The organism is Propioniferax innocua (assembly GCF_006716235.1).
Taxonomy (GTDB): Bacteria; Actinomycetota; Actinomycetes; order Propionibacteriales; family Propionibacteriaceae; genus Propioniferax; species Propioniferax innocua.
In genome coordinates this window covers 376,042-394,722 of the sequence record NZ_VFOR01000002.1, presented here as the reverse complement: position 1 = coordinate 394,722, position 18,681 = coordinate 376,042, and the positions used below count along the sequence as shown (strand labels likewise).

At 65.5% G+C, this 18,681-nt stretch carries 16 protein-coding genes, 1 tRNA gene and 1 pseudogene; 13 read left to right on the top strand and 5 right to left on the bottom strand.

All coding sequences use genetic code 11. The features are described from left to right. Both FB460_RS08575 and FB460_RS08570 read left to right on the top strand, forming a co-directional pair. Nucleotides 1–957: a hypothetical protein gene (locus tag FB460_RS08575; RefSeq protein ID WP_142093711.1), complete on the top strand. Its 957-nt coding sequence runs from the start codon at nt 1–3 to the stop codon at nt 955–957. Further along, nucleotides 954–2,096 carry a TRAFAC clade GTPase domain-containing protein gene (locus FB460_RS08570; RefSeq protein ID WP_142093710.1) on the top strand — a complete coding sequence of 381 codons (1,143 nt, stop codon included), beginning with the start codon at nt 954–956 and terminating at the stop codon, nt 2,094–2,096. Before FB460_RS08575 ends, FB460_RS08570 begins: the two co-directional genes overlap by 4 nt. Nucleotides 2,097–2,205: 109 nt before the next feature. Here the strand turns inward: FB460_RS08570 and FB460_RS08565 are convergent, their stop codons facing one another. Then, entirely contained in the window at nt 2,206–3,516 is a 1,311-nt protein-coding gene (locus FB460_RS08565; RefSeq protein WP_170210016.1) for a GDSL-type esterase/lipase family protein, read from the bottom strand. A gap of 190 nt (nt 3,517–3,706) precedes the next feature. Continuing rightward, nucleotides 3,707–4,432, bottom strand: a complete 726-nt coding sequence (locus FB460_RS08560) for an SGNH/GDSL hydrolase family protein (protein ID WP_170210015.1) — start codon at nt 4,430–4,432, stop codon at nt 3,707–3,709. Between the two features lie 184 nt (nt 4,433–4,616). Between FB460_RS08560 and mfd the strand changes: the two genes are divergently transcribed. The 9 genes from mfd (at nt 4,617) to FB460_RS08510 (ending at nt 14,748) form a co-directional block, all read left to right on the top strand. Further along, nucleotides 4,617–8,216: a transcription-repair coupling factor gene (mfd, locus tag FB460_RS08555; RefSeq protein ID WP_142093707.1), complete on the top strand. Its 3,600-nt coding sequence runs from the start codon at nt 4,617–4,619 to the stop codon at nt 8,214–8,216. A gap of 178 nt (nt 8,217–8,394) precedes the next feature. After that, a complete protein-coding gene (locus FB460_RS08550; protein WP_142093706.1) occupies nt 8,395–8,958 on the top strand; it encodes a hypothetical protein in 564 nt (187 codons plus the stop codon). 22 nt (nt 8,959–8,980) lie between these two features. Then, a complete protein-coding gene (locus FB460_RS08545; RefSeq protein ID WP_142094288.1) occupies nt 8,981–9,562 on the top strand; it encodes a nucleoside triphosphate pyrophosphohydrolase in 582 nt (193 codons plus the stop codon). Nucleotides 9,563–9,601: 39 nt separating this feature from the next. Continuing rightward, a complete protein-coding gene (gene eno / locus FB460_RS08540; protein WP_142093705.1) occupies nt 9,602–10,879 on the top strand; it encodes a phosphopyruvate hydratase in 1,278 nt (425 codons plus the stop codon). Between the two features lie 313 nt (nt 10,880–11,192). Beyond that, nucleotides 11,193–11,639 carry an FtsB family cell division protein gene (locus FB460_RS13065; protein WP_170210014.1) on the top strand — a complete coding sequence of 149 codons (447 nt, stop codon included), beginning with the start codon at nt 11,193–11,195 and terminating at the stop codon, nt 11,637–11,639. 1 nt (nt 11,640) lies between these two features. Then, entirely contained in the window at nt 11,641–12,150 is a 510-nt protein-coding gene (locus tag FB460_RS08530) for a DUF501 domain-containing protein (RefSeq protein ID WP_142093703.1), read from the top strand. Next, entirely contained in the window at nt 12,147–13,160 is a 1,014-nt protein-coding gene (locus FB460_RS08525) for a Ppx/GppA phosphatase family protein (protein ID WP_142093702.1), read from the top strand. The genes FB460_RS08530 and FB460_RS08525 overlap by 4 nt, the downstream gene beginning before the upstream one ends. Before the next feature lie 612 nt (nt 13,161–13,772). After that, nucleotides 13,773–13,845 (top strand) — tRNA-Leu (locus FB460_RS08515). Between the two features lie 81 nt (nt 13,846–13,926). Next, nucleotides 13,927–14,748, top strand: coding sequence for a Bax inhibitor-1/YccA family protein (locus tag FB460_RS08510; protein ID WP_142093700.1), 822 nt, complete (start codon nt 13,927–13,929; stop codon nt 14,746–14,748). A 27-nt stretch (nt 14,749–14,775) separates the two neighbouring features. Here the strand turns inward: FB460_RS08510 and FB460_RS08505 are convergent, their stop codons facing one another. Beyond that, nucleotides 14,776–15,480 carry an NUDIX hydrolase gene (locus FB460_RS08505; protein WP_142093699.1) on the bottom strand — a complete coding sequence of 235 codons (705 nt, stop codon included), beginning with the start codon at nt 15,478–15,480 and terminating at the stop codon, nt 14,776–14,778. A 40-nt stretch (nt 15,481–15,520) separates the two neighbouring features. Next, on the bottom strand, nt 15,521–17,116 hold the full coding sequence (locus FB460_RS08500; RefSeq protein ID WP_142093698.1) for a hypothetical protein: 1,596 nt from the start codon (nt 17,114–17,116) through the stop codon (nt 15,521–15,523). A 92-nt stretch (nt 17,117–17,208) separates the two neighbouring features. On the opposite strand from FB460_RS08500, the pseudogene FB460_RS13505 reads away from it, so the two are divergent. Together FB460_RS13505 and FB460_RS08495 are read left to right on the top strand one after the other, a co-directional pair. Next, nucleotides 17,209–17,304, top strand: a pseudogene (locus FB460_RS13505) (DUF2510 domain-containing protein); the annotation flags it as partial. 141 nt (nt 17,305–17,445) lie between these two features. Then, a complete protein-coding gene (locus tag FB460_RS08495; RefSeq protein ID WP_246044340.1) occupies nt 17,446–18,195 on the top strand; it encodes a hypothetical protein in 750 nt (249 codons plus the stop codon). A gap of 5 nt (nt 18,196–18,200) precedes the next feature. On the opposite strand, the gene FB460_RS08490 is transcribed toward FB460_RS08495, so the two are convergent. After that, nucleotides 18,201–18,680: a cation:proton antiporter gene (locus FB460_RS08490; RefSeq protein WP_170210013.1), complete on the bottom strand. Its 480-nt coding sequence runs from the start codon at nt 18,678–18,680 to the stop codon at nt 18,201–18,203. Nucleotide 18,681: the final 1 nt, after the last annotated feature.

The window sequence follows — 18,681 nt, the reverse complement described above, 5'->3', positions numbered from 1 at the left end:
ATGCCCACCCATGTACTCGAGGGCGACAAGCCCGTGACGCTGCCTGCGAAGCCGATCACGTTCCGGATCAGCGGAGCAGGAGGTGTCGAGCTCAACATCTTCGTGGACGGGCGGCCCGACACCCGCGCGTTGCGGCCGACCTCCGACAAGATGATCGTGCCGGTCATCGACGAAACCGCGATCATCCGGGTATCCCCGGCCGGGGGCGGCACATTCGGCTCGGCGACGGTCATCTCGTGCACCGCGGAGATCGAGGTACGGGGCGACCATGATCCGCAGCGTGCCGTGCTCGGCCAGGTGGACCTCTCTGGTCTCACCGGACGCGATCTGATCGAGGTGGTGCCCGATGGTGGACGCCTGCGTCTTGGCTCGCTGGGAGTGGTCACTCAGACCGAGCTCCCCGAGCTCGCGGCTGCGGCCCGTGATGCCGCCCGGGAGGTACTGGGCACCGAGCGCGCGCCCCGGGAGAACCGTTCCGATCTGACGGTTCTGGTCGACTGTTCGGCGTCGATGCGGCCCCTCATGGAGGAAGGTTCGCTCACGTCGGCGATCGAGGTTGTCGTCGGCGTCGCGCAGGTGGTGAGCGATGATGTCCGGGTGCGCCTCGCCGGGGCGTCGGCCACCGATCTTCCCGAGGTGCCGGTGGCTGAACTCGGACGTGCCTCCAACGATGCGGCTCTGAGCCAGCCATTGGCCGGATCGGTTCGCCTCGACCCGGTTGACCGCGGGCGTACCTGCATCGTCAGTGACGCCGTGGTGGGACGCCCCGACGCCCACTGGCTCGTCCTCGCGCCGGCATCCACCTGGTCGGCGGTTCCGTCGGACGCAGACGCCAGCCTCGCGCCGGTCCCCGAATGGGGGCGAGGCTCACTCTCCGACACCCTGCTGAAGGACGGGCAGGCTCTGCGTGATCTGGTCCGTGGGCTCGTGACCGGCCTTGCCGGAGGTGCGGCATGACCAAGTGCCCGCACTGTTTTGTGACGCTCGGCACGCAGTACGCGGCCTGCTGTCGTAACCGTTGCACGGTTCAGCATGACGAGCGGGCTTCGCTGCTGCACGGTTCTCCGGTGGAGAACCCGCCGATCGGTCGGTTCTCCGGCCCGACCCCCGAGTGGGTGCCCGAGTTGCCGCAATGCCGCGAATGCGGTGGCGGACTCACCGAATGTTGCCCGAACTGCCACATGGCGCTGCCGCCGGATTGGCGAAGTGGGCAGGCCACCTGCATCGCACTGGCCGGTGCCCGCGCCACGGGAAAGAGCGTCTACATCGGCGTCCTGGTGAAACTGCTGGAGCTGTTCGCCGATGCCCACGACACCACTGTCGAGTTCGCCGATGGGGCCAGCCGCCAGATGTACGAGAACGTGTACGAGAAGCCGCTGTTCGAAGCACGCGGCATCATCGCACCGACGCCCCGTGCGAATCTTGCCGACTCGTATCAGCGTCAGCCCATCATCCTGTCGTTGGGCGTTCTCAACGGGCAACGTCGCTACATCGTGCTGCGCGATGTGGCGGGGGAGGACCTCGAGAATCGCGTCGAGGGTCAGGCACACCTCGCCTTCTTCGAGCACGCGTCCACTGTGCTGTTCATGTTCGACCCCACGCGGGTGTCCGAAGTGCGCAACCAGTTGCAGGACCTCATCCCCGCCCAGCTCCACGAGGGCGGCGACCCGGCGGTGGTGCTGAACAACCTGAATCTCCTCATCGGGCAGGGGCGTCCGCGACTCGGCGTCGTGCTCAGCAAGTTCGACACCATGCAGACGCTCACGCAGGTGGCCGATACCGAGCTGAGCCGCATCATGTCCAACGCCGGCGCCGCCTTCATGCGCGACCCCGGAACCCTCATGCCCGGGTATGACGAAGGCGATGGTCTGCTCCTGAACGCCGAGGTGCGCTCATTGCTGCAGCGCCTGCACGCCAACCGGATCGTCACCGCTGTGGAGCGCCCCCACACCGGGCAACCGTTCGATCACCGTTTCTTCGTCGTCTCCGCACTCGGGGCCCCGACGCGTGGCGAATCTCTGCATGACCACGGCATCGCATCATTCCGCTGCCTGGACCCGATCAGGTGGTCCCTGCGCTGCGACGGGGCCATCTGAAACACGGGGCCATCTGACACACGGGCCAGCTGAAACCCTGTGGAGGACAGGCCCCCTGAGGCTTGGCCGTCGACAGTGGCGGCGGCCGAGCATCACTTCTTCGCGGCTGTCACTGCTTTTCGATTTCGGCGCCCTCGGTGGGCGTCCATTCGATCGTGCCGCCTTCGAAGGCCTGGCTGCAGCCGTCATCGTCGCAGATCTCCTCGGCGGTCGGAACGCCGAGAGATCCCTCCTCGGATCCCTGGTCGCGGTAGGTACGGAGGATGTCGCCGCGCACCACGAAGGCTTCATCATCGGTGGAGTACATGGTGCCCAGTTCAAAGCGTGTGCGGCAGGCGTCGGCGTCGATCTCGCAGTTGGGATTCTCGATCGGATTACCGAGTGCGGCGACGCCGAAATCTCGCCAGGTCTTGGTGACACGGGCGGGCAGCAGCGTCGGGTCGCCTGCATTGGAGCGACGCAGGGCACCACGCTGGAAGAGTTGCACGCAGCCGCCGTCGGGCAATTCACAGTGGGGAACGTCGACGGGGTCACCGAGATCATGTTCTGCTGCCATCTCATCGAAGGCCGGCAGGCGCTGGCACCCGCTGTTGGCGTTGATCGCCGCGGCGATGCTACGTCCCACTCGTTGGGCGTTGTCCCGCGTGAGATGGATACCGTCATTGGTGGCGCCCTGACGGTATGAACCCGAACCGCTGTCGAGGAACGTGGAGACATCGACCAAGTGGAAGCCGTTCTCCGCGGCAGTTGTTGCCAACATCTTGTTGTACGGGCCGATCTTCTCCGGGGTCACATTGCTGGGTGGCAACTGCACCAGGTAGACGCGGTCGGGAGAGATACCAGAAGTGCGCACGATGCGCTCGATATCGGCCGGTGCCTCGTCGATGGGGGTGCCGTGCAACAGGTTGTTGGTGCCCAGCAGGATCACCAGGTTGGTGTCGACGGGAAACCACGACCGCTGCACGCGTTCGGCGATATCCGAGGTCTCCAGGCCACCCTGTGCCCAGCCTCCGTCGAGCAGGAGCTGGGGATCCTCATTGGCCCAGTACGCCCAGGAGCGGTTACCGACCTTGCCCTCGGCCATCCACGAGCCGTCCTTGCCGTCGTCCACGACATCTTCGGAATTGGCTTGCGTGAACGACGCACCCACGGCGCTGAAACGCATCTCGCACGTACCGAGCTCACGCAGCGGATCCTTGAAGGGTTTGGCGCTCGCCTGCCGTTCGGCGCGGGTGATAGTGGGAGGCGACTTCGCAGGACGGTTCACCATCGCCGGTGCCACTGGGGCAGACTTCGGCGTGGGCGAGGGGGTCACGGTGGGGCTCGCGGCGGGCGTCGCCACAGCGGCCGTGGGGGCATCGGCACGTGCATCACTGATGGACGGCAATGCGCCGGCGGCGATCAAGGATGCAGATGTCACGACACCCACCAACCACGGCAGAATCTGGCGGATACGACGAGACCTCATCAGGGTCAAGGTTACAAGGTTGTGATTCCGGTGGGGAAACGCGCGAAGGCCCGTGTCGGTATCCGCCCGCCATGGATGAGGACGCCGACGCGTGTGATGAGGGGACCGGTGCGTGTGATGAAGGGACCGGCGAGTGGCGTCCTCACCCGCAGTGTTCTGCTCGGAGAGCCGCAGCCACCGATTCTCCCAGGAACCTGGCCCACGGTTCGGTCAGGTGCGTGCCGTCGCTGGTGGCGCCCTCTCGGAACCACCCCTGCCCGTCACCCATGGCGGTGCCCACGTCCAGCAGAGCCCATTCACGTTCGGTCGCGATCTGCGTCAGCTCCGCGTTGAGATCCCTCGTCGCCCCCGGGGCCTGATTGTTGGGCGGCAGCAGAACGAGCAACACCTTTTCGGCAGGGACACCGGCGGTGTCGGCGATGTGGTCCAGATGTGGCGCGATCTCATCGGTGGGGGTGCGCTGCTCCACGTCGTTGGTGCCCAGCAGGATCACCAGATGGGTGCCTTCGGGGAACCATTCGGGGCGCAGATGCCGCGCGACGTCACCGGTGGTCTGCCCCGCGAGTGCCCAGCCCCCTTCCAGTTCCAGATCCGGGTCGGCATCGGTCCAATACGCCCATGAGGAGCCATCGAGCCCGGTGTCGGGCAGACGCGTCCCCATGGGATTCCAGGCGTTGCCCTGCGTGAACGATGCGCCCACGGCGCTGAACCCGATGTGGCACCCGGAGTCCGTGGCCGCCGGGCCATCTGGGGTGAGGGGCGTCGATCTCGGTGGGGTGGGAACCACCCCGGAAGCGTTGGTGAGGAGCACCAGCAGGGTGGCGAAGGCCGTTATCGCGGCGATCGCCAGCCGATTCGTCCGATCCATCAAACCTCCGAGGTGGCTCGTGTGGTGCCGGGGCATCAAACGCCCACTCCAGTGATTGTCACCGATGTCGATGACGTGCACTGGAGCGGGGCGGTGGACAGGCGGTGGATGAATGCAGAACCGATGAGCGCTTCGGTCACGGGCATTGGAACGGTGGTTCCGGGTCGTGGACTAGGGTGGCCCGGTGAGCTTGCCGGGACTGGTGAAACTCGTCGCGTCCGACGCCGTGATAGCCGATGCATGCGCGTCGGCACGGTTGAAACACCCCACACCCACTGACATCGTGCTGCCGCAGACGCTGCAGCCGTTCGTGACGGCCGCGCTCTCGGAGATCCGCCCGGTTCTGCTGGTCACCTCGACCTACCGCGAAGCCGAGCAGATGACCTCGACGCTCGCGTCCATCCTGGGTGAGGACGATGTGGCCTACTATCCCGCGTGGGAGACGCTGCCGCACGAACGCTTGAGCCCTCGCTCGGACACAGTCGGTCGGCGTCTCGAAGTGCTTCGCAGAGTTGCCGGCAAGGACGCACGACCTGCGCCCCGCATCGTGGTGGCGCCGATCCGCGCCGTGATCCAACCCCAGGCTGCGGGGCTCTGTGACCTGCAGCCGGTGACCTTGGCAACCGGTGAGGAACACGAACTCGACCAATTGGTCGAAGCCCTCGCTGCGGCGGCCTACCACCGTGTCGACCTCGTGGAGCGTCGGGGCCAGTTCGCCGTACGTGGAGGGATTCTTGATGTGTTCCCGCCGACGGCCGATCACGCGGTGCGCATCGATTTCTTCGGCGACACGATCGAGGAGATCCGTCCGTTCACCGTCGCCGATCAGCGCTCGGGGGATGAAACCATCGAGCGGGTCACCGCAGACCCGTGCCGAGAGATCCTCATCACCGACGCCGTGCGAGAACGCGCTCTCGCCGTGGGGGCCGAACACGCCGACCTGGCCGAGATGTGTGAACGCATCGCCGATGGGCAGTACGTGGAGGGCATGGAGTCGTTGAGCGCGGTGCTCTGCGACCGGATGGAGCTCCTTGTCGAGACCCTGCCGGTCGACACCATGGTGATAATCGCCGATCCCGAACTGGCCCGGACACGTGCCGAGGATCTGGTGCGGACCAGCTCGGAGTTCCTGCACGCCTCGTGGAAGGCCGCGGCTGGAGGAGGGCAGGCCCCGATCGACCTCGGATCCAGCGCTTACCGCAGCTTGGACGATGTGCGGTTCACCGCGCAGGAACGCGGTCAGGTGTGGTGGACGTTCAGCCAGTTCGGAGCAGGAGAGGACGACGCATCCGGTGGGTCGGACGCCGGTGGGGAGAACACCTCCACCGTCCATGACACCTCAGATGGACACAACATCTCGGACGGACACAACACCTCGGACGGGCACAATCATGCATTCGTGGTGAACCACCTCCGCGTCGATGCACGCCCCACCGAGTCTTGGCGCGGTGATGCCGACGCCGCGATGGCTGACATCACCAAGGCGCTCGCCGAGGGGTGGCGTGTGGTGATGATCGCCGAGGGCAAGGGGTTGGTGAAGCGTCTGGTCGAGGTGTGCTCCGATCACGACATTCCCAGCCGGGCGGTGGCCCAGCTCAACAGACCACCGCAGCCCGAGGTGTTGACGATCGCACTCGGTGAGGTGGCGAGCGGATTCCGCCTCGATGGACCCAAGGTGGCGGTGTTCGGCAGTGGTGATCTCTCCGGACGCAAGACCGTGGACACCCGGCGCCGCCGTATGCCGTCCCGGCGTCGAAACCAGGTGGATCCGCTGGAGCTGGAGGCCGGAGATCCGGTCGTCCACGAGCAGCACGGTGTGGGCCGTTACGTGGAGATGATTCAACGCACCACCTCGGCAGGCACCCGCGAATACCTCATCATCGAGTACGCGCCGAGCAAGCGGGGGCAACCGGGGGACCGCCTGTTCGTCCCGATGGATCAACTCGACCAGGTCACCCGCTACGTGGGTGGCGAGGCACCGACCCTCGACAAGATGGGTGGCGGCGACTGGGCCAGACGCAAGAGTCGGGCACGTCGAGCGGTCAAGGAGATCGCCGCGGAGCTGATCAAGCTCTACGCCGCCCGGCAGGCCACCAAGGGGCATGCCTTCGGGCCTGACAACCCGTGGCAACGCGAGCTGGAGGACTCCTTCGCGCATGTGGAGACACCCGACCAGCTCGCGTGCATCGAGGACGTGAAGCGCGACATGGAGCGGGTCGTGCCCATGGACCGCCTCATCTGCGGGGACGTGGGTTATGGCAAGACCGAGATCGCGGTCCGGGCGGCGTTCAAGGCCGTCCAGGACGGTAAACAGGTGGCGGTGCTGGTGCCGACCACGATCCTGGTGCAGCAGCATGCCTCCACCTTCGCCGAGCGTTACGCGGGATTCCCCGTGCGAGTCGGGCAGCTCTCCCGTTTCCAGACGCCGAAGGAGGCCGACCGCGTCAAGGACGATGTGGCGGCTGGTCGGATCGATGTGGTGGTGGGGACGCACCGGCTGCTCAGCGGGGAGGTCTCGTTCCCCGATCTGGGTTTGGTGATCATCGACGAGGAGCAGCGGTTCGGGGTCGAGCACAAGGAGGCGTTGAAGAAGCTGCGCGTTGATGTGGACGTCCTGTCGATGTCGGCGACGCCGATCCCACGCACGTTGGAGATGGCCGTCACAGGGATCCGTGAGATGTCGACGATCTCCACCCCACCTGAGGAACGGCACCCGGTTCTGACGTTCGCCGGACCCTACGACGCCGCCCAGGTCGGGGCGGCCATCCGCCGTGAACTGCTGCGGGAGGGGCAGGTGTTCTACATCCACAACCGCGTGGAGAGCATCGATCGTGCCGCACAACGGATCGCCGAACTCGTGCCGGAGGCACGGGTGATGACCGCGCATGGTCAGATGGGGGAGGCGCAGCTCGAGAGCGTCATGCTCGATTTCGTCGAACGGCGGGCCGATGTGCTGGTGTGCACCACGATCGTCGAGGCCGGGCTCGACATCTCCACGGCCAACACCCTCATCATCGAGCGGGCCGATGTGATGGGGCTGTCGCAGCTGCACCAGCTGCGCGGGCGCGTCGGACGTTCCCGGGAACGCGGCTACGCCTACTTCCTGTACCCGCCGGACAAACCCCTCACCGAGGCCGCTCACGATCGTCTGTCGACGCTCGCCGCGCACACCGACCTGGGCGCGGGCATGCAGATCGCGATGAAGGACCTCGAACTGCGTGGTGCGGGCAATCTGCTCGGCGGCCAACAGTCCGGGCACATCGCCGACGTGGGCTTCGACCTGTACATCCGATTGGTCGGCGAGGCCGTCACCGAGTACCGCGATGATGCCGATGGTGTCGAACCCGAGGTTCCGATGCGCATCGAGGTGCCCACCGAGGCACACTTGCCGACCGACTATGTGGAGTCCGAGCGGCTGCGACTGGAGATGTACAAGCGGCTGGCCGAGGTGCGCAGCGATGAGGACGTCGATGCGGTGGCCGCAGAGATGGCCGACCGTTACGGGGCACTGCCCGATCCGGCCCGCAAACTGCTCGACGTGGCACATCTGCGGAACGCGGCACGCACCGTTGGTCTCCACGAGATCGTCGCCACTGGTCGGGCATTCCGTTTCGCTCCGCATGATCTGCCCGAATCGCGGGTGCTGCGGCTCCAACGGCTGTACCCGGGGAGTGTGGTGAAAGGCGATGTGGTCCTGGTGCCCAAGCCCTCGGCGTCAGACCTTGGACCAGATGGGGATGTGGTCGCGTGGTGCCGCGACGTGGTGGGCCAGATCTTCACCTGATGCGGCTGTGGAGCGGAGCCTGCTCGACCGACTTTCCTGCGGTGGAGGATGTGGTTGTTCCTGTGGCGTGCCGTGAAGCGCAGGCCGTCTCAGGTACGCTGCCGGGGGATTCCCGGCGAAGAAATGCGCAGGGCACGTGAAGATGCAGCGAGCGGCGAGAGGTGTGGCAGTGGCGAGGATGACGACGAGGGCGAAGCGTCTGCTGGCGGTGGGAATCGCGGCGTCGGCGCTGGTGGTGACCGGCTGTGGTGCCCCGCAGGATGCCGCCACCATCGACGGTGAGACCTACAGCGTCCAAGACGTCCAGGAGCGCACCGACAATCTCAACGCAGCGGTGGGGAGCGAGATGTTCACGCCCGTCTATGTCGTGACCGTGACCGTTGACAACGCCATCGCACAGAAGGTGGCTGCGGAGTTCGGCATGGAGGCCACTGACGAGCAGCTCATGGGGGCGCTTCTGCAGCAGGGAGTTCCCGCTCAGCTGGTGATGGACCCCCAAGCTGGTGAGGTGCTGAAGGATGATCTGTTCAGCAAGGCCGTCCAGCAGCAGGTGCCGCCGGCCGAGTACGCCCGCATTGCCGATGAGGTTGATGTGCAGGTGAACCCGCGTTACGGATCACTCGACGCGAACGGTTACTTCGCGGCCGGTGGTTCGCTCTCGGTGCGTTCGCCCCAGACGATGCTCCGTCTCCAGGAACACTTCGAGGAGCAGGCGGAACGGCGTGACCTCCTCGGTGGATGAACTTCGGCGCCTCGCGGAGGTCATGACGCGGTTGCGCGTCGAATGCCCGTGGGACGCGAAGCAGACCCATCGCAGTCTCGTCCGGTACTTGGTCGAGGAGACCGGTGAGGTGGTCGACGCCATCGAGGCTGGCACCGACGCCGACCTGCGGGAGGAACTCGGTGACCTTCTGCTCCAAGTGTATTTCCACGCCGAGATCGCCCGTACCGAGGGGCGGTTCGACATCGATGATGTGGCACGGGGCATCACCGACAAACTCGTGGAACGACACCCGTACGTGTTCTCCGATGATGAGGTTCCTGACGATCTGAACGCCACATGGGAGGAACGCAAGCGTCGAGAGAAGGGGCGAACGAGTTCGCTCGACGGCATTCCGCACCAGGTGTCGGCGATGACGCGGGCGGCCAAGGTTGTCTCGCGGGCGAGGTCGCACAGGGTTCCGGTGGAGTTGGCAGATGAGCCGATCACCGCCGAGGAGATCGGTGCCGAGGCATTGACGCTGGTGGAGCGGGCCCACGCGAGCGGCGTCGATCCCGAGCAGGCCCTGCGCGATGCCCTGCGCGAGCTGGAGGCCAGTGTTCAGGCAGCGGAGGGGCAGCTCTAGTCTGGGTGCCAGAGTCAACCCACGTCGAAAGGCTCCATAGTGGCAACCATTGAATTCGTCGATGCACGCGAGATTCTCGATTCGCGCGGCAATCCCACCGTCGAGGTCGAAGTCATCCTCGATGACGGCGCCGAGGGCCGCGCGGCGGTTCCGTCTGGTGCCTCCACCGGCCAGTTCGAGGCCGTGGAGCTTCGCGACGGTGGCGATCGCTACGGCGGCAAGGGAGTGCTCCAGGCCGTCCAGAATGTGATCGAGAAGATCTACCCCGAGATCGTGGGCTTCGACGCCAGCGAACAGCGCCTGCTCGATGACGCCATGCTTGAGCTCGACGGGACCGATAACAAGGGCAACCTCGGCGCGAATGCCATCCTTGGTGTGTCGCTGGCCGTGGCCAACGCTGCTGCCATGTCGGCCGAGTTGCCGCTGTACCGCTATCTCGGTGGCCCCAACGGGCATGTGCTCCCGGTGCCTATGATGAACATCCTCAACGGCGGGTCGCATGCCGACTCGAACGTGGACATCCAGGAGTTCATGATCGCCCCGATCGGCGCTGCTTCGTTCCGCGAGTCGCTGCAGATGGGTGCAGGTGTCTACCACGCACTGAAGAAGGTTCTGAAGGACAAGGGGCTGTCGACCGGTCTCGGCGACGAGGGTGGCTTCGCCCCGAACCTCGATTCCAACGCCGCAGCCCTCGATCTCATCATGGAGGCGATCAAGGCCGCCGGTTATGAGCCTGGATCAGATGTGGCGCTCGCTCTTGACGTGGCGGCCTCCGAGTTCTATGAGAACGGCGCCTACCAGTTCGAGGGTGCCGCCAAGTCCGCCGACGAGATGGCTGCCATCTACGGTGAGTGGGTCGAGAAGTACCCGCTTGTCTCGATCGAGGATCCGCTCGACGAGGAGGACTGGGATGGCTGGAAGCACATCACCGAGCAGATCGGTGACAAGGTGCAGCTCGTGGGCGACGACCTGTTCGTGACCAATCCTGAGCGTCTGCAGCGTGGTATCGACACCGATACCGCCAATGCGCTGCTGGTGAAGGTGAACCAGATCGGTTCGCTCACCGAGACCTTCGAGGCCGTCGAGCTCGCACATCGCAACGGTTATCGCTGCATGATGTCGCACCGTTCGGGCGAGACAGAGGACGTCACGATCGCCGACCTTGCCGTTGCCACCAACTGTGGCCAGATCAAGACTGGGGCTCCAGCCCGCTCGGAGCGCGTGGCGAAGTACAACCAGCTGCTGCGCATCGAGGAAGATCTGGACGACGCGGCGACCTATGCCGGAGCCGCGGCCTTCCCGCGTTTCAAGGCCTGACCACACAAGAACCCGTCAGCGGCGCCCCACCGGGAGGTGGGGCGCCGCTGACGTTCGGTGGGGTGGTCCTGCCTGTGGGGTGATGCTGGGGCGGCGAGCCTGCTGGGGAGCGTTGTGTGGGCACCGTACGCTGGCATCGATGTCCAGGCCCCAGAACCCTCGCAGCAAGAACCCTCGCAGTGGAGCCGGGCCCGGTCGTGGCGGGTCCCGGGCCAATCGTCGCCCCCGCGCATCCGCTGACCCGGTGGTGGAGCGCCCTGCTGAACGTGCCCCTGGGAACGATGAGGGGGCTGTCTCGCGACACCGTGGTGGCGTGACACGCCGAACCCTGTTGATGCTGGTGGTGCTGGTGATCCTCGGCCTCAGCTATGCCTCGTCGTTGCGGGTGTACTTCAGCACCGAGAGGGAGAAGGCGGCCGATAGGCACCGCATCGAGCAGTCTCAGCAGCGGATCGCCGAGTTGGAGGACGATCTGCGTCGTTGGAACGACCCGGATTTCGTGGCGGCCGAGGCACGGTCGCGTCTGGGCTGGGTGGTTCCGGGTGATACCGGGTACCGGGTGATCGGGCCCGACGGGGAAGTCGTGGGCATCGATGACAGGTCGGACGGATCCCGTGCTCCCGATGAGCGGGGACCTTGGTATCAGCGTATGAGTGACTCGGTGAATTTCGCCGATCAGCCTCCCACGCAGAAGCCCGAGGATGAGGGCGGCAAGGTTGATCCGGGGGAGCGTCCACCGATCACGACGGAGGGAAACTGAGATGATCCCGGGGTTGGAGCCGATGTCCGCCGATGACGAGCGGGCGATCGAGGGACAGCTGCAGCGTCCACCGCGTGGCGTGGCCGGGGTGGCGCATCGTTGCCCGTGCGGGCGTCCGGATGTGGTGGCGACTGAACCGAGGCTGCCGAATGGAACACCGTTCCCGACGACGTACTACCTGACCTGCCCGCGCGCGACTGCTGCATGTTCGCGATTGGAATCGGCGAGCGTGATGGTGGAGATGAACGAGCGCCTCGCCGAGTCACCTGAGCTTGCCGCTGCTTATGCCGAGGCTCACGAGAGTTATCTGGCCGACCGCGCGAAGCTGGGCGACGTGCCCGAGATCGACGGGATCAGCGCCGGTGGGATGCCGACGCGCGTCAAATGCCTCCATGTGCTCGCGGGGCATGCTCTGGCCAAGGGGCCGGGCGTCAATCCGTTGGGCGACGAGGTCATGGAGGCGATGGGGGAGTACTGGGCCAAGCCCTGCAACCCCGAAGGTGATGCATGACGCGGGTGGCCGTGATCGATTGCGGCACCAATTCGATCCGGCTGCTCATCGCCGATGGGACGAGGACTTCGGGATCTTCGTCGCAGCATGGACAAGGCGTGATCGGGGCCTCGTCACCGCGAGTGTCTGCAGTGGTGGACAACGAGCAGGAGGCTGCTGACGGTCTGATCGAGGTGGATCGGCGCGTTGAACTGGTCCGGTTGGGGCAGGGAGTGGATGCCACCGGCATGTTCCATCCGGATGCGCTGATCAGGACCTTCCGAGCGATCGATGGTTACGCCGAACTGATCGAAGACGCCGGCGTTGAGCGGCTCAGGTTCGTCGCGACGAGCGCGAGCCGTGATGTGCAGAATCGTGCCGAGTTCGAGGCGGGCGTCCGGGAACGTCTGGGCGTGGACGTCGAGGTGATCTCCGGCGAGGAGGAAGCGCGACTTTCGTTCTCCGGGGCGTTGGAAGCGTTGAAGGGGCGTGCGGATGTCGATGCCGGGCCCGTGCTTGTCACCGACATCGGTGGCGGGTCGACCGAACTGGTTGTCGGAGAGCAGACAGGTCAGGTCATGGGAGCCGCATCCGTGGATATCGGCGCGGTTCGGATGCGGGAGCGATTCCTGAGATCGGACCCGGCTACGGCTGCCGAGCGGCGGGCAGCCATCGGCCATGTGGATCGCATCCTCGACGCCAGTGATGTTCCCTGGCATGAGGCTCGGACCTGGGTCGGGGTGGCCGGTACGGCGACATCGATGGCCGCCATGTTCTTGGACCTCACCGCGTATGACCGCGCTCGAGTACACGGTGCGATGCTTCTGCCCACCGACGTGGAGCATCTGAGCAGCCGGATCATCGACTCCACCGTGGAGGAACTGACGACGGTCCCGACGCTGGCGCCCCTGCGGGCTCAGGTGATCGCCGGTGGTGCATTGATCTGCTCGCGGATCGCTGAACGGGTCGGCGTGCCGCTGATCGTCAGCGAGACCGACATCTTGGACGCCGTGGCCGCCGAACTGGTGTGAAACCGCCTGACGGCGAGTTTCTCCGTTCCGGGCTAACCGTTACTTTGCGAGCACCTCAACCGTTACTTTGCGAGTGCCTCAACCGTTACTTTGCGAGTGCCTCAACCTGTGAGTGGGGAGCAGGACGGTACACGGGAAGCCCATGGGGTCGTGTGGGAGGCGGAGGGGTGTTGTGCCGAAGCCCACGGCGTCATGCGGGAGGCGGAGGGCCCCACGTAAAGAAAAACATTGCGGTCAAGATCTGACCGCAATGCCGCCGATGATGCCTTTGTCGCATGCAGATGAGGACAGCTCTTGACCGCAATGTTTTTTCAATGGGGGGTGAGCGTTGGCGATTTGGCCAATCTGATTTGGCTTGGCCCGGCATGCTTTGGCGTACTCGGCTTGGCCTGGCTTGGTCTGGCTCACTTGGCTTGGTCTGGCTTGGTCTGGCTCACTTGGCTTGGTCTGGCTTGGTCTGGCTCACTTGGCTTGGTCTGGCTTGGTCTGGCTCACTTGGCTTGGTCTGGTTCACCCGGCCTGGCCCGGCATGCTCTGGTCTGTCTGGTCCGGGCTGTGGCGTGGGGTCTCATGACGCGGCGTGGGATCTCATAACGCTAGGGTGAAGCCCGCGCCCCCGTAGCCCAACGGCAGAGGCAGGCGGCTTAAACCCGCTCAAGTGTGGGTTCGAATCCCATCGGGGGTACCTCACATCGTCGGCCCGAAACGCTGGATCGGCTGGTGCCCACTCCTACACTGGACATGTTCCAGACCTTTCAGGAGAACCATGCGTACCAGCAACCCCGTGCTCAGCCGCCAGTTCGCGAATCCCTACGCCGGCCAGCACACCAGAACGAGGTACACAGGGCCGCGACACCCCGGTCCGCGATACACCGGTCCGCGACCGGGCTCGTCCTATGCACCTGAGCCCACCGGATCCCAGCGGCCCATGACCTTCGATGACGTGATCGTGAAGTCGATCATCTCCATCGGCCTGGTCGTGGCCGCTGCTGCCGTCACCTGGGTCCTGCTGCCGCCGACCTCGGGGTACTTCATGGTGGCTTGGGGTGTGTCGGCGGTCATGACGCTGGTGCTGTCGATCATGGCTGCCGTTCGCCACAGTGTGCCGGCGCCGTTGGTGATGATCTTCGCCCTCTCCCAAGGCGTGTTCGTCGGCGGGTTCTCCCAGATCTTCGAGCTCCTGTATGACGGGATCGTCGTCCAGGCGGTCATGGCGACGTTCGTCGCGGCTCTTGTGACGCTGTTCGCCTACAAGTTCTTCAACATCCGGGTGACGCCGAAGTTCCAGAAGATCGTGCTGCTCGCCACCGTGTCATTCGGCGTGCTGATGCTGGTCAACTTCGTACTCAGCTTCTTCATGCCCGGTGGCCTCGGCCTGCGTTCGGGTGGCCTCCTGACCATCGGTGTGGCTGTGGTGGGCGTCGTGCTCGGCGTGCTGAACCTCGTGCTCGACTTCGACCACATCGAGCGAGGAGTCCGTGCCGGTGTGCCGGCCGACCAGGCCTGGCGTGCAGCCTTCGGCCTGACGCTGACCCTCATCTGGCTCTACCTCGAGCTGCTGCGTCTCATCTCCTACCTGCGACGCTGACGCCCGTCACGACCTGAGGGGGGAGGCTCAGTCGCGTTCCGCCCGGTGCAGTGCCCACAGGCGTCGGGCCTCGGGAAGATGCTTCGCCAACAATGCACGCGAACCCGATACCCATGGGGTGTCACGCCAGTTGTCCAACGGCACCCAACGTGCCGAGGCGGTGGTGCCGCCGACATCGATCACGACAGGATCGGTGGGGTCGTCGCAGAAGACGGTGTACACCAGACGCACCGCATGAAAATCCTCGAAGCGGCCGTTGGGCGCGTGTCCGATCCAGTGATCGGACTGCACATCCACCAGTGGCCCGATCGTCACGTGCTGACTGGTCTCCTCATGCACTTCCCGGACGACCGTGTGTGGAGGTTGTTCCCCGGGCTCGATGCCGCCGCCTGGTAGGCCGAACGACCCCGATGCGTTGGTGAGCTTGGAGAACTCTGTTCCGAGGATGCCGCGCTCGGAGAGCACGATGCCGTAGGCGGCCACGCGTTGGCGCCTCGTCGGAAGCTCCGAACCTTGCGGATGGTGGCGTCGGCGTCGGCGCTGAACGGGACGATGGAGCGTCGGTGCGCCCTGCACGGTGAGAACGATCTCGTTGCTCGTGTTCTCCGCGGAAAGGGTTCGCGTCAACGTCAGACCGTGCTGCCACACTGTGAGATAGGGGTCCTCGCCATGTCCGAGTGCGGAGCTGAACAGGGGCGACCCTCCCTCGGTGGCCACACATACGATCCGCATCGCTCCATCATGGCACAGGGGCCAATTTCGGCAGCAGGCCTCAGCGTCGCGGGCAGGCGATGAAGCCCTCACTGGAGCCGGTGGGGCGAGTGCAATCGAATCCACGCTCGACTGCTGTACGGACGTGCGGATCGGCATCGGCGAGAACGAACCAGTCACTCTCGACGATGGCGAAGCGTGCATCCGGGTCATACAGACAGGCCAGATTCATCGAGAAACTGCGAGTGTCCGGAACCGCGTCACGATCGCCTGCTCTCTGCAGCCAGGTGGGGGAGACGTATTGACACGTGCTGGGGTTCTGCATCCGATAGGGGGCCGAGAACGACAGATACACAACGGGAGCATCGGTGGCCACGCCGGGGATCTCGAGTGGCTGGGCGAGTGCACGATTGTCGAGATTCGTGGTGCCACGATGCGCCAGAGAGTACGAGTAAGCCGTGACGGGAAACACCGGCACCAGCAGCGTCAGCATGGCGCCGGACGCCAGCCAGTGACGACCCGGGCGCGGCAACCGACGTGCCGACCGGGGCAGGGTGATGAGCCACGTCAGCGCGACCACCGCCACCATCGCGAGGGAAGCGAACTCCCAATGGCGGTTCCGCAACGGCTCGGGAAAGAACCACAGCAACGTGGCGGCGGATGTCGCTCCCAGCCCGGCGACGGCTGCTGTCGGTCCCATCCGTGCTGCCGTGCGAGGGTGCGTGACCACGGCTGCCACCACACCGGCGCACAGCACGGGGATGGGCGCGAGGTGATACAGGAAGTTCTGGTGTTGCAGGACGAACGGGAGGCTGAGGACGCCCACCGCGGCCACACAGCCCGCCACGGCGAGCCGACGCCAGCGCCACAGCGGCAGCAGCACTGCGACGGCCACCATGGTGATCGGGGCGACCAACGGGACGTTGACGAACCCTTCCAGGAGCTCCCGGGGAGTGCCCAGATCGACCGTGGGGTTCAACGCGGACATCTCGGTGAGCCACAGGTACTCAGGGCGAGAGACCAACATCGTGATGACGAGCCCGGAGGCTGCGAATGCGAGCGTCCGCCAGGCCAGCCGCACGCTGTGTGAGAGCCCGCGGGTCCACCACACGAGCCCCCACACCACAACGGCGGTGGTGGTGGTCGTGTACTTCAACAGGCATGCGCAGGCCAGGAGCATGGGTGCGAGCGTCGCGGCCACGGCGTTCACCGCTGGCGGATCGTGGGGTTCGGGGTCGGTGTACCGCAGGGTCAGTCCGAGACCGGCCACGGCGAAGACAGTGGCCATCCACTCCGGCTCGGCGAAATCCCATCCCGGTGCCCACGCCAGGGACACACCGACGACGCCCGCCACCCACCAGGGTCGGGTGTGGATGCGTGACACACCCCAACCGAGCACGAGGCTGGCGAACACGACGGCACCCAGCAACAGCAGTCTTATGGCTGCTTCGGCCACGGGCGTCGGCCCCAGAGCGGCGAACGGCAGCATGGCCACGCGGAACAACAGGGGACGATGTGCCCAGGCGTCACCGACCGGCCATCCGGCGGAGAGCGAACCGAGCACGAAACGGGCGTCCTGGTTGATCCCGGCTGACACGACCGACCAGCCCGTCACCACTAGGACGAGCAGGAACGGGACCGGACGCGAGAAACGCATGGGCCCGAGCCTATGCCGATCCCGCAGATCCGTCGTTCTGGAATGACTCGTCGTGTCGGGTACATGACCGTTCGTCGGTTAACCTGTGCCGCATGCAGCCCGCAGGTTGGTTTCCAGACCCATCCGGTCAGCCCCACCAGTTCCGCTTCTGGGATGGGTCACGGTGGACGGGAGCGGTCTCCCCGGATCCCAACGCGCCTTTCCCCTCACAAGAGCAGATGGACCGAGCTGCCGGGTCCACACCTAGCAGCCAACCCCTCGGCGGATCGGACTCTGTGGGGCAGGAGCGTCCGGGAGCACAGCCCCTGGGCGGCGGGGCGCCGGGGCAGATGCCTCCCATCTCAGGCGGAGGCACCGGCGGCTCGGGTGCTCCGAGGCTCGGGGTCCTCATCGTGGCCGGTGTCATCGTGCTCGCGCTCGTGGCGGGTCTCCTGTTCGTGGTGCTGCGGCCGAAGGGCGGCGAGACGGTCGATCCGGGCGGCGATCCGACGCACCCGCAGCCAACTGCGCAGCCCAGCGAGACTGATGCCGAGGGCGGTAATGGGGGAGAACAGTCCGGTGAGATCGACTGCATGGCGGGCAACCAGACAGCAGTGAGCGTTCGGCCCGGAGAAGACAATCAGACCGCGGGTGTCGTGTTCCGCATTCCCGAGGAATTCGTGTTCCGCCCGGAAACCTCGTATTTCCCTTACTTGAACGATATCGCCGCACGGTTGACCACTCCGGGGGAAGGTGACCAGTTCGGTGTCGTGGTGGGCGGGTTGCCCACCGAAGCCGGGTTCCAGAACCAGGAGCAGGCCAGCAAGGACCTGTTCGAGTGTCTGACCACGAGCATGGACAGTGATTCGGGCTTCACCGGTTTCGACGTTCAGGACACCACCGAACAGCAGGTCGGATCGGTGCCCGGTTACGCGACGGAGGGGATCGCGTCCTACAAGGACAGCAAGAAGCTGTGGACGGTGCACACTCTCGATTCGGGCACCGAGGGCATCTGGACCGTCGTCATCACCATTGAGCCGGTCGATGACCCCGCAGCGTCCAAGAAGCTCGATGAGACTCTGGACAGCGTCCGCGCCTGAAGCCGCTACTCCTCGTCGCGAGAAGTCTTCGGTTCCGGCTCGTTCGCATCGGACGAACCGCCTGCGGAGTCGATGCCCGGTGGTGTCGCCTGTTCAGACGAGGCGTTGTTCCCCGACGATGGGTCGGCAAGCCACGCCGGTTCCTCGGCAAGGTCGTTGAACATGGTCTTGGGATCCAGCGGCGCGCCGGACATGTACACCGCGCGTCCGAGCACATTGGAGCCCACCGAGGAGACCAGGATCATCGCGGTCACGATGATGGCGACGCGTCCCCACACCTCCCACTCGAACCGGTACTCCCACGTGTGCTCCACACCGACGCCGATGACGATCAGGGGGAGGCCGAGACCCGTGGCGGGGGTCATGGCGCTGAGTCGCTCATAGGCGTCGTGGACGCGGAACATGGCGATGGCCGAGTTGATGACGAACAGCCCCCCGCCGATCATCAGCAGCCCGACGATGCTGGTCATGATGATCTCTTCCATC

Excerpts from the sequence above, each read along its gene's own strand:
- FB460_RS08575 (WP_142093711.1), top strand. The coding sequence starts at position 1 with ATGCCCACCCATGTACTCGAGGGCGACAAGCCCGTGACGCTGCCTGCG.
- FB460_RS08570 (WP_142093710.1), top strand. The coding sequence starts at position 954 with ATGACCAAGTGCCCGCACTGTTTTGTGACGCTCGGCACGCAGTACGCG.
- FB460_RS08560 (WP_170210015.1), bottom strand. The coding sequence starts at position 4,432 with ATGGATCGGACGAATCGGCTGGCGATCGCCGCGATAACGGCCTTCGCC.
- FB460_RS08550 (WP_142093706.1), top strand. The coding sequence starts at position 8,395 with ATGACGACGAGGGCGAAGCGTCTGCTGGCGGTGGGAATCGCGGCGTCG.
- FB460_RS08545 (WP_142094288.1), top strand. The coding sequence starts at position 8,981 with ATGACGCGGTTGCGCGTCGAATGCCCGTGGGACGCGAAGCAGACCCAT.
- FB460_RS08530 (WP_142093703.1), top strand. The coding sequence starts at position 11,641 with ATGATCCCGGGGTTGGAGCCGATGTCCGCCGATGACGAGCGGGCGATC.
- FB460_RS08525 (WP_142093702.1), top strand. The coding sequence starts at position 12,147 with ATGACGCGGGTGGCCGTGATCGATTGCGGCACCAATTCGATCCGGCTG.
- FB460_RS08510 (WP_142093700.1), top strand. The coding sequence starts at position 13,927 with ATGCGTACCAGCAACCCCGTGCTCAGCCGCCAGTTCGCGAATCCCTAC.
- FB460_RS08505 (WP_142093699.1), bottom strand. The coding sequence starts at position 15,480 with ATGCGGATCGTATGTGTGGCCACCGAGGGAGGGTCGCCCCTGTTCAGC.
- FB460_RS08500 (WP_142093698.1), bottom strand. The coding sequence starts at position 17,116 with ATGCGTTTCTCGCGTCCGGTCCCGTTCCTGCTCGTCCTAGTGGTGACG.
- FB460_RS08495 (WP_246044340.1), top strand. The coding sequence starts at position 17,446 with ATGCCTCCCATCTCAGGCGGAGGCACCGGCGGCTCGGGTGCTCCGAGG.
- FB460_RS08490 (WP_170210013.1), bottom strand. The coding sequence starts at position 18,680 with ATGGAAGAGATCATCATGACCAGCATCGTCGGGCTGCTGATGATCGGC.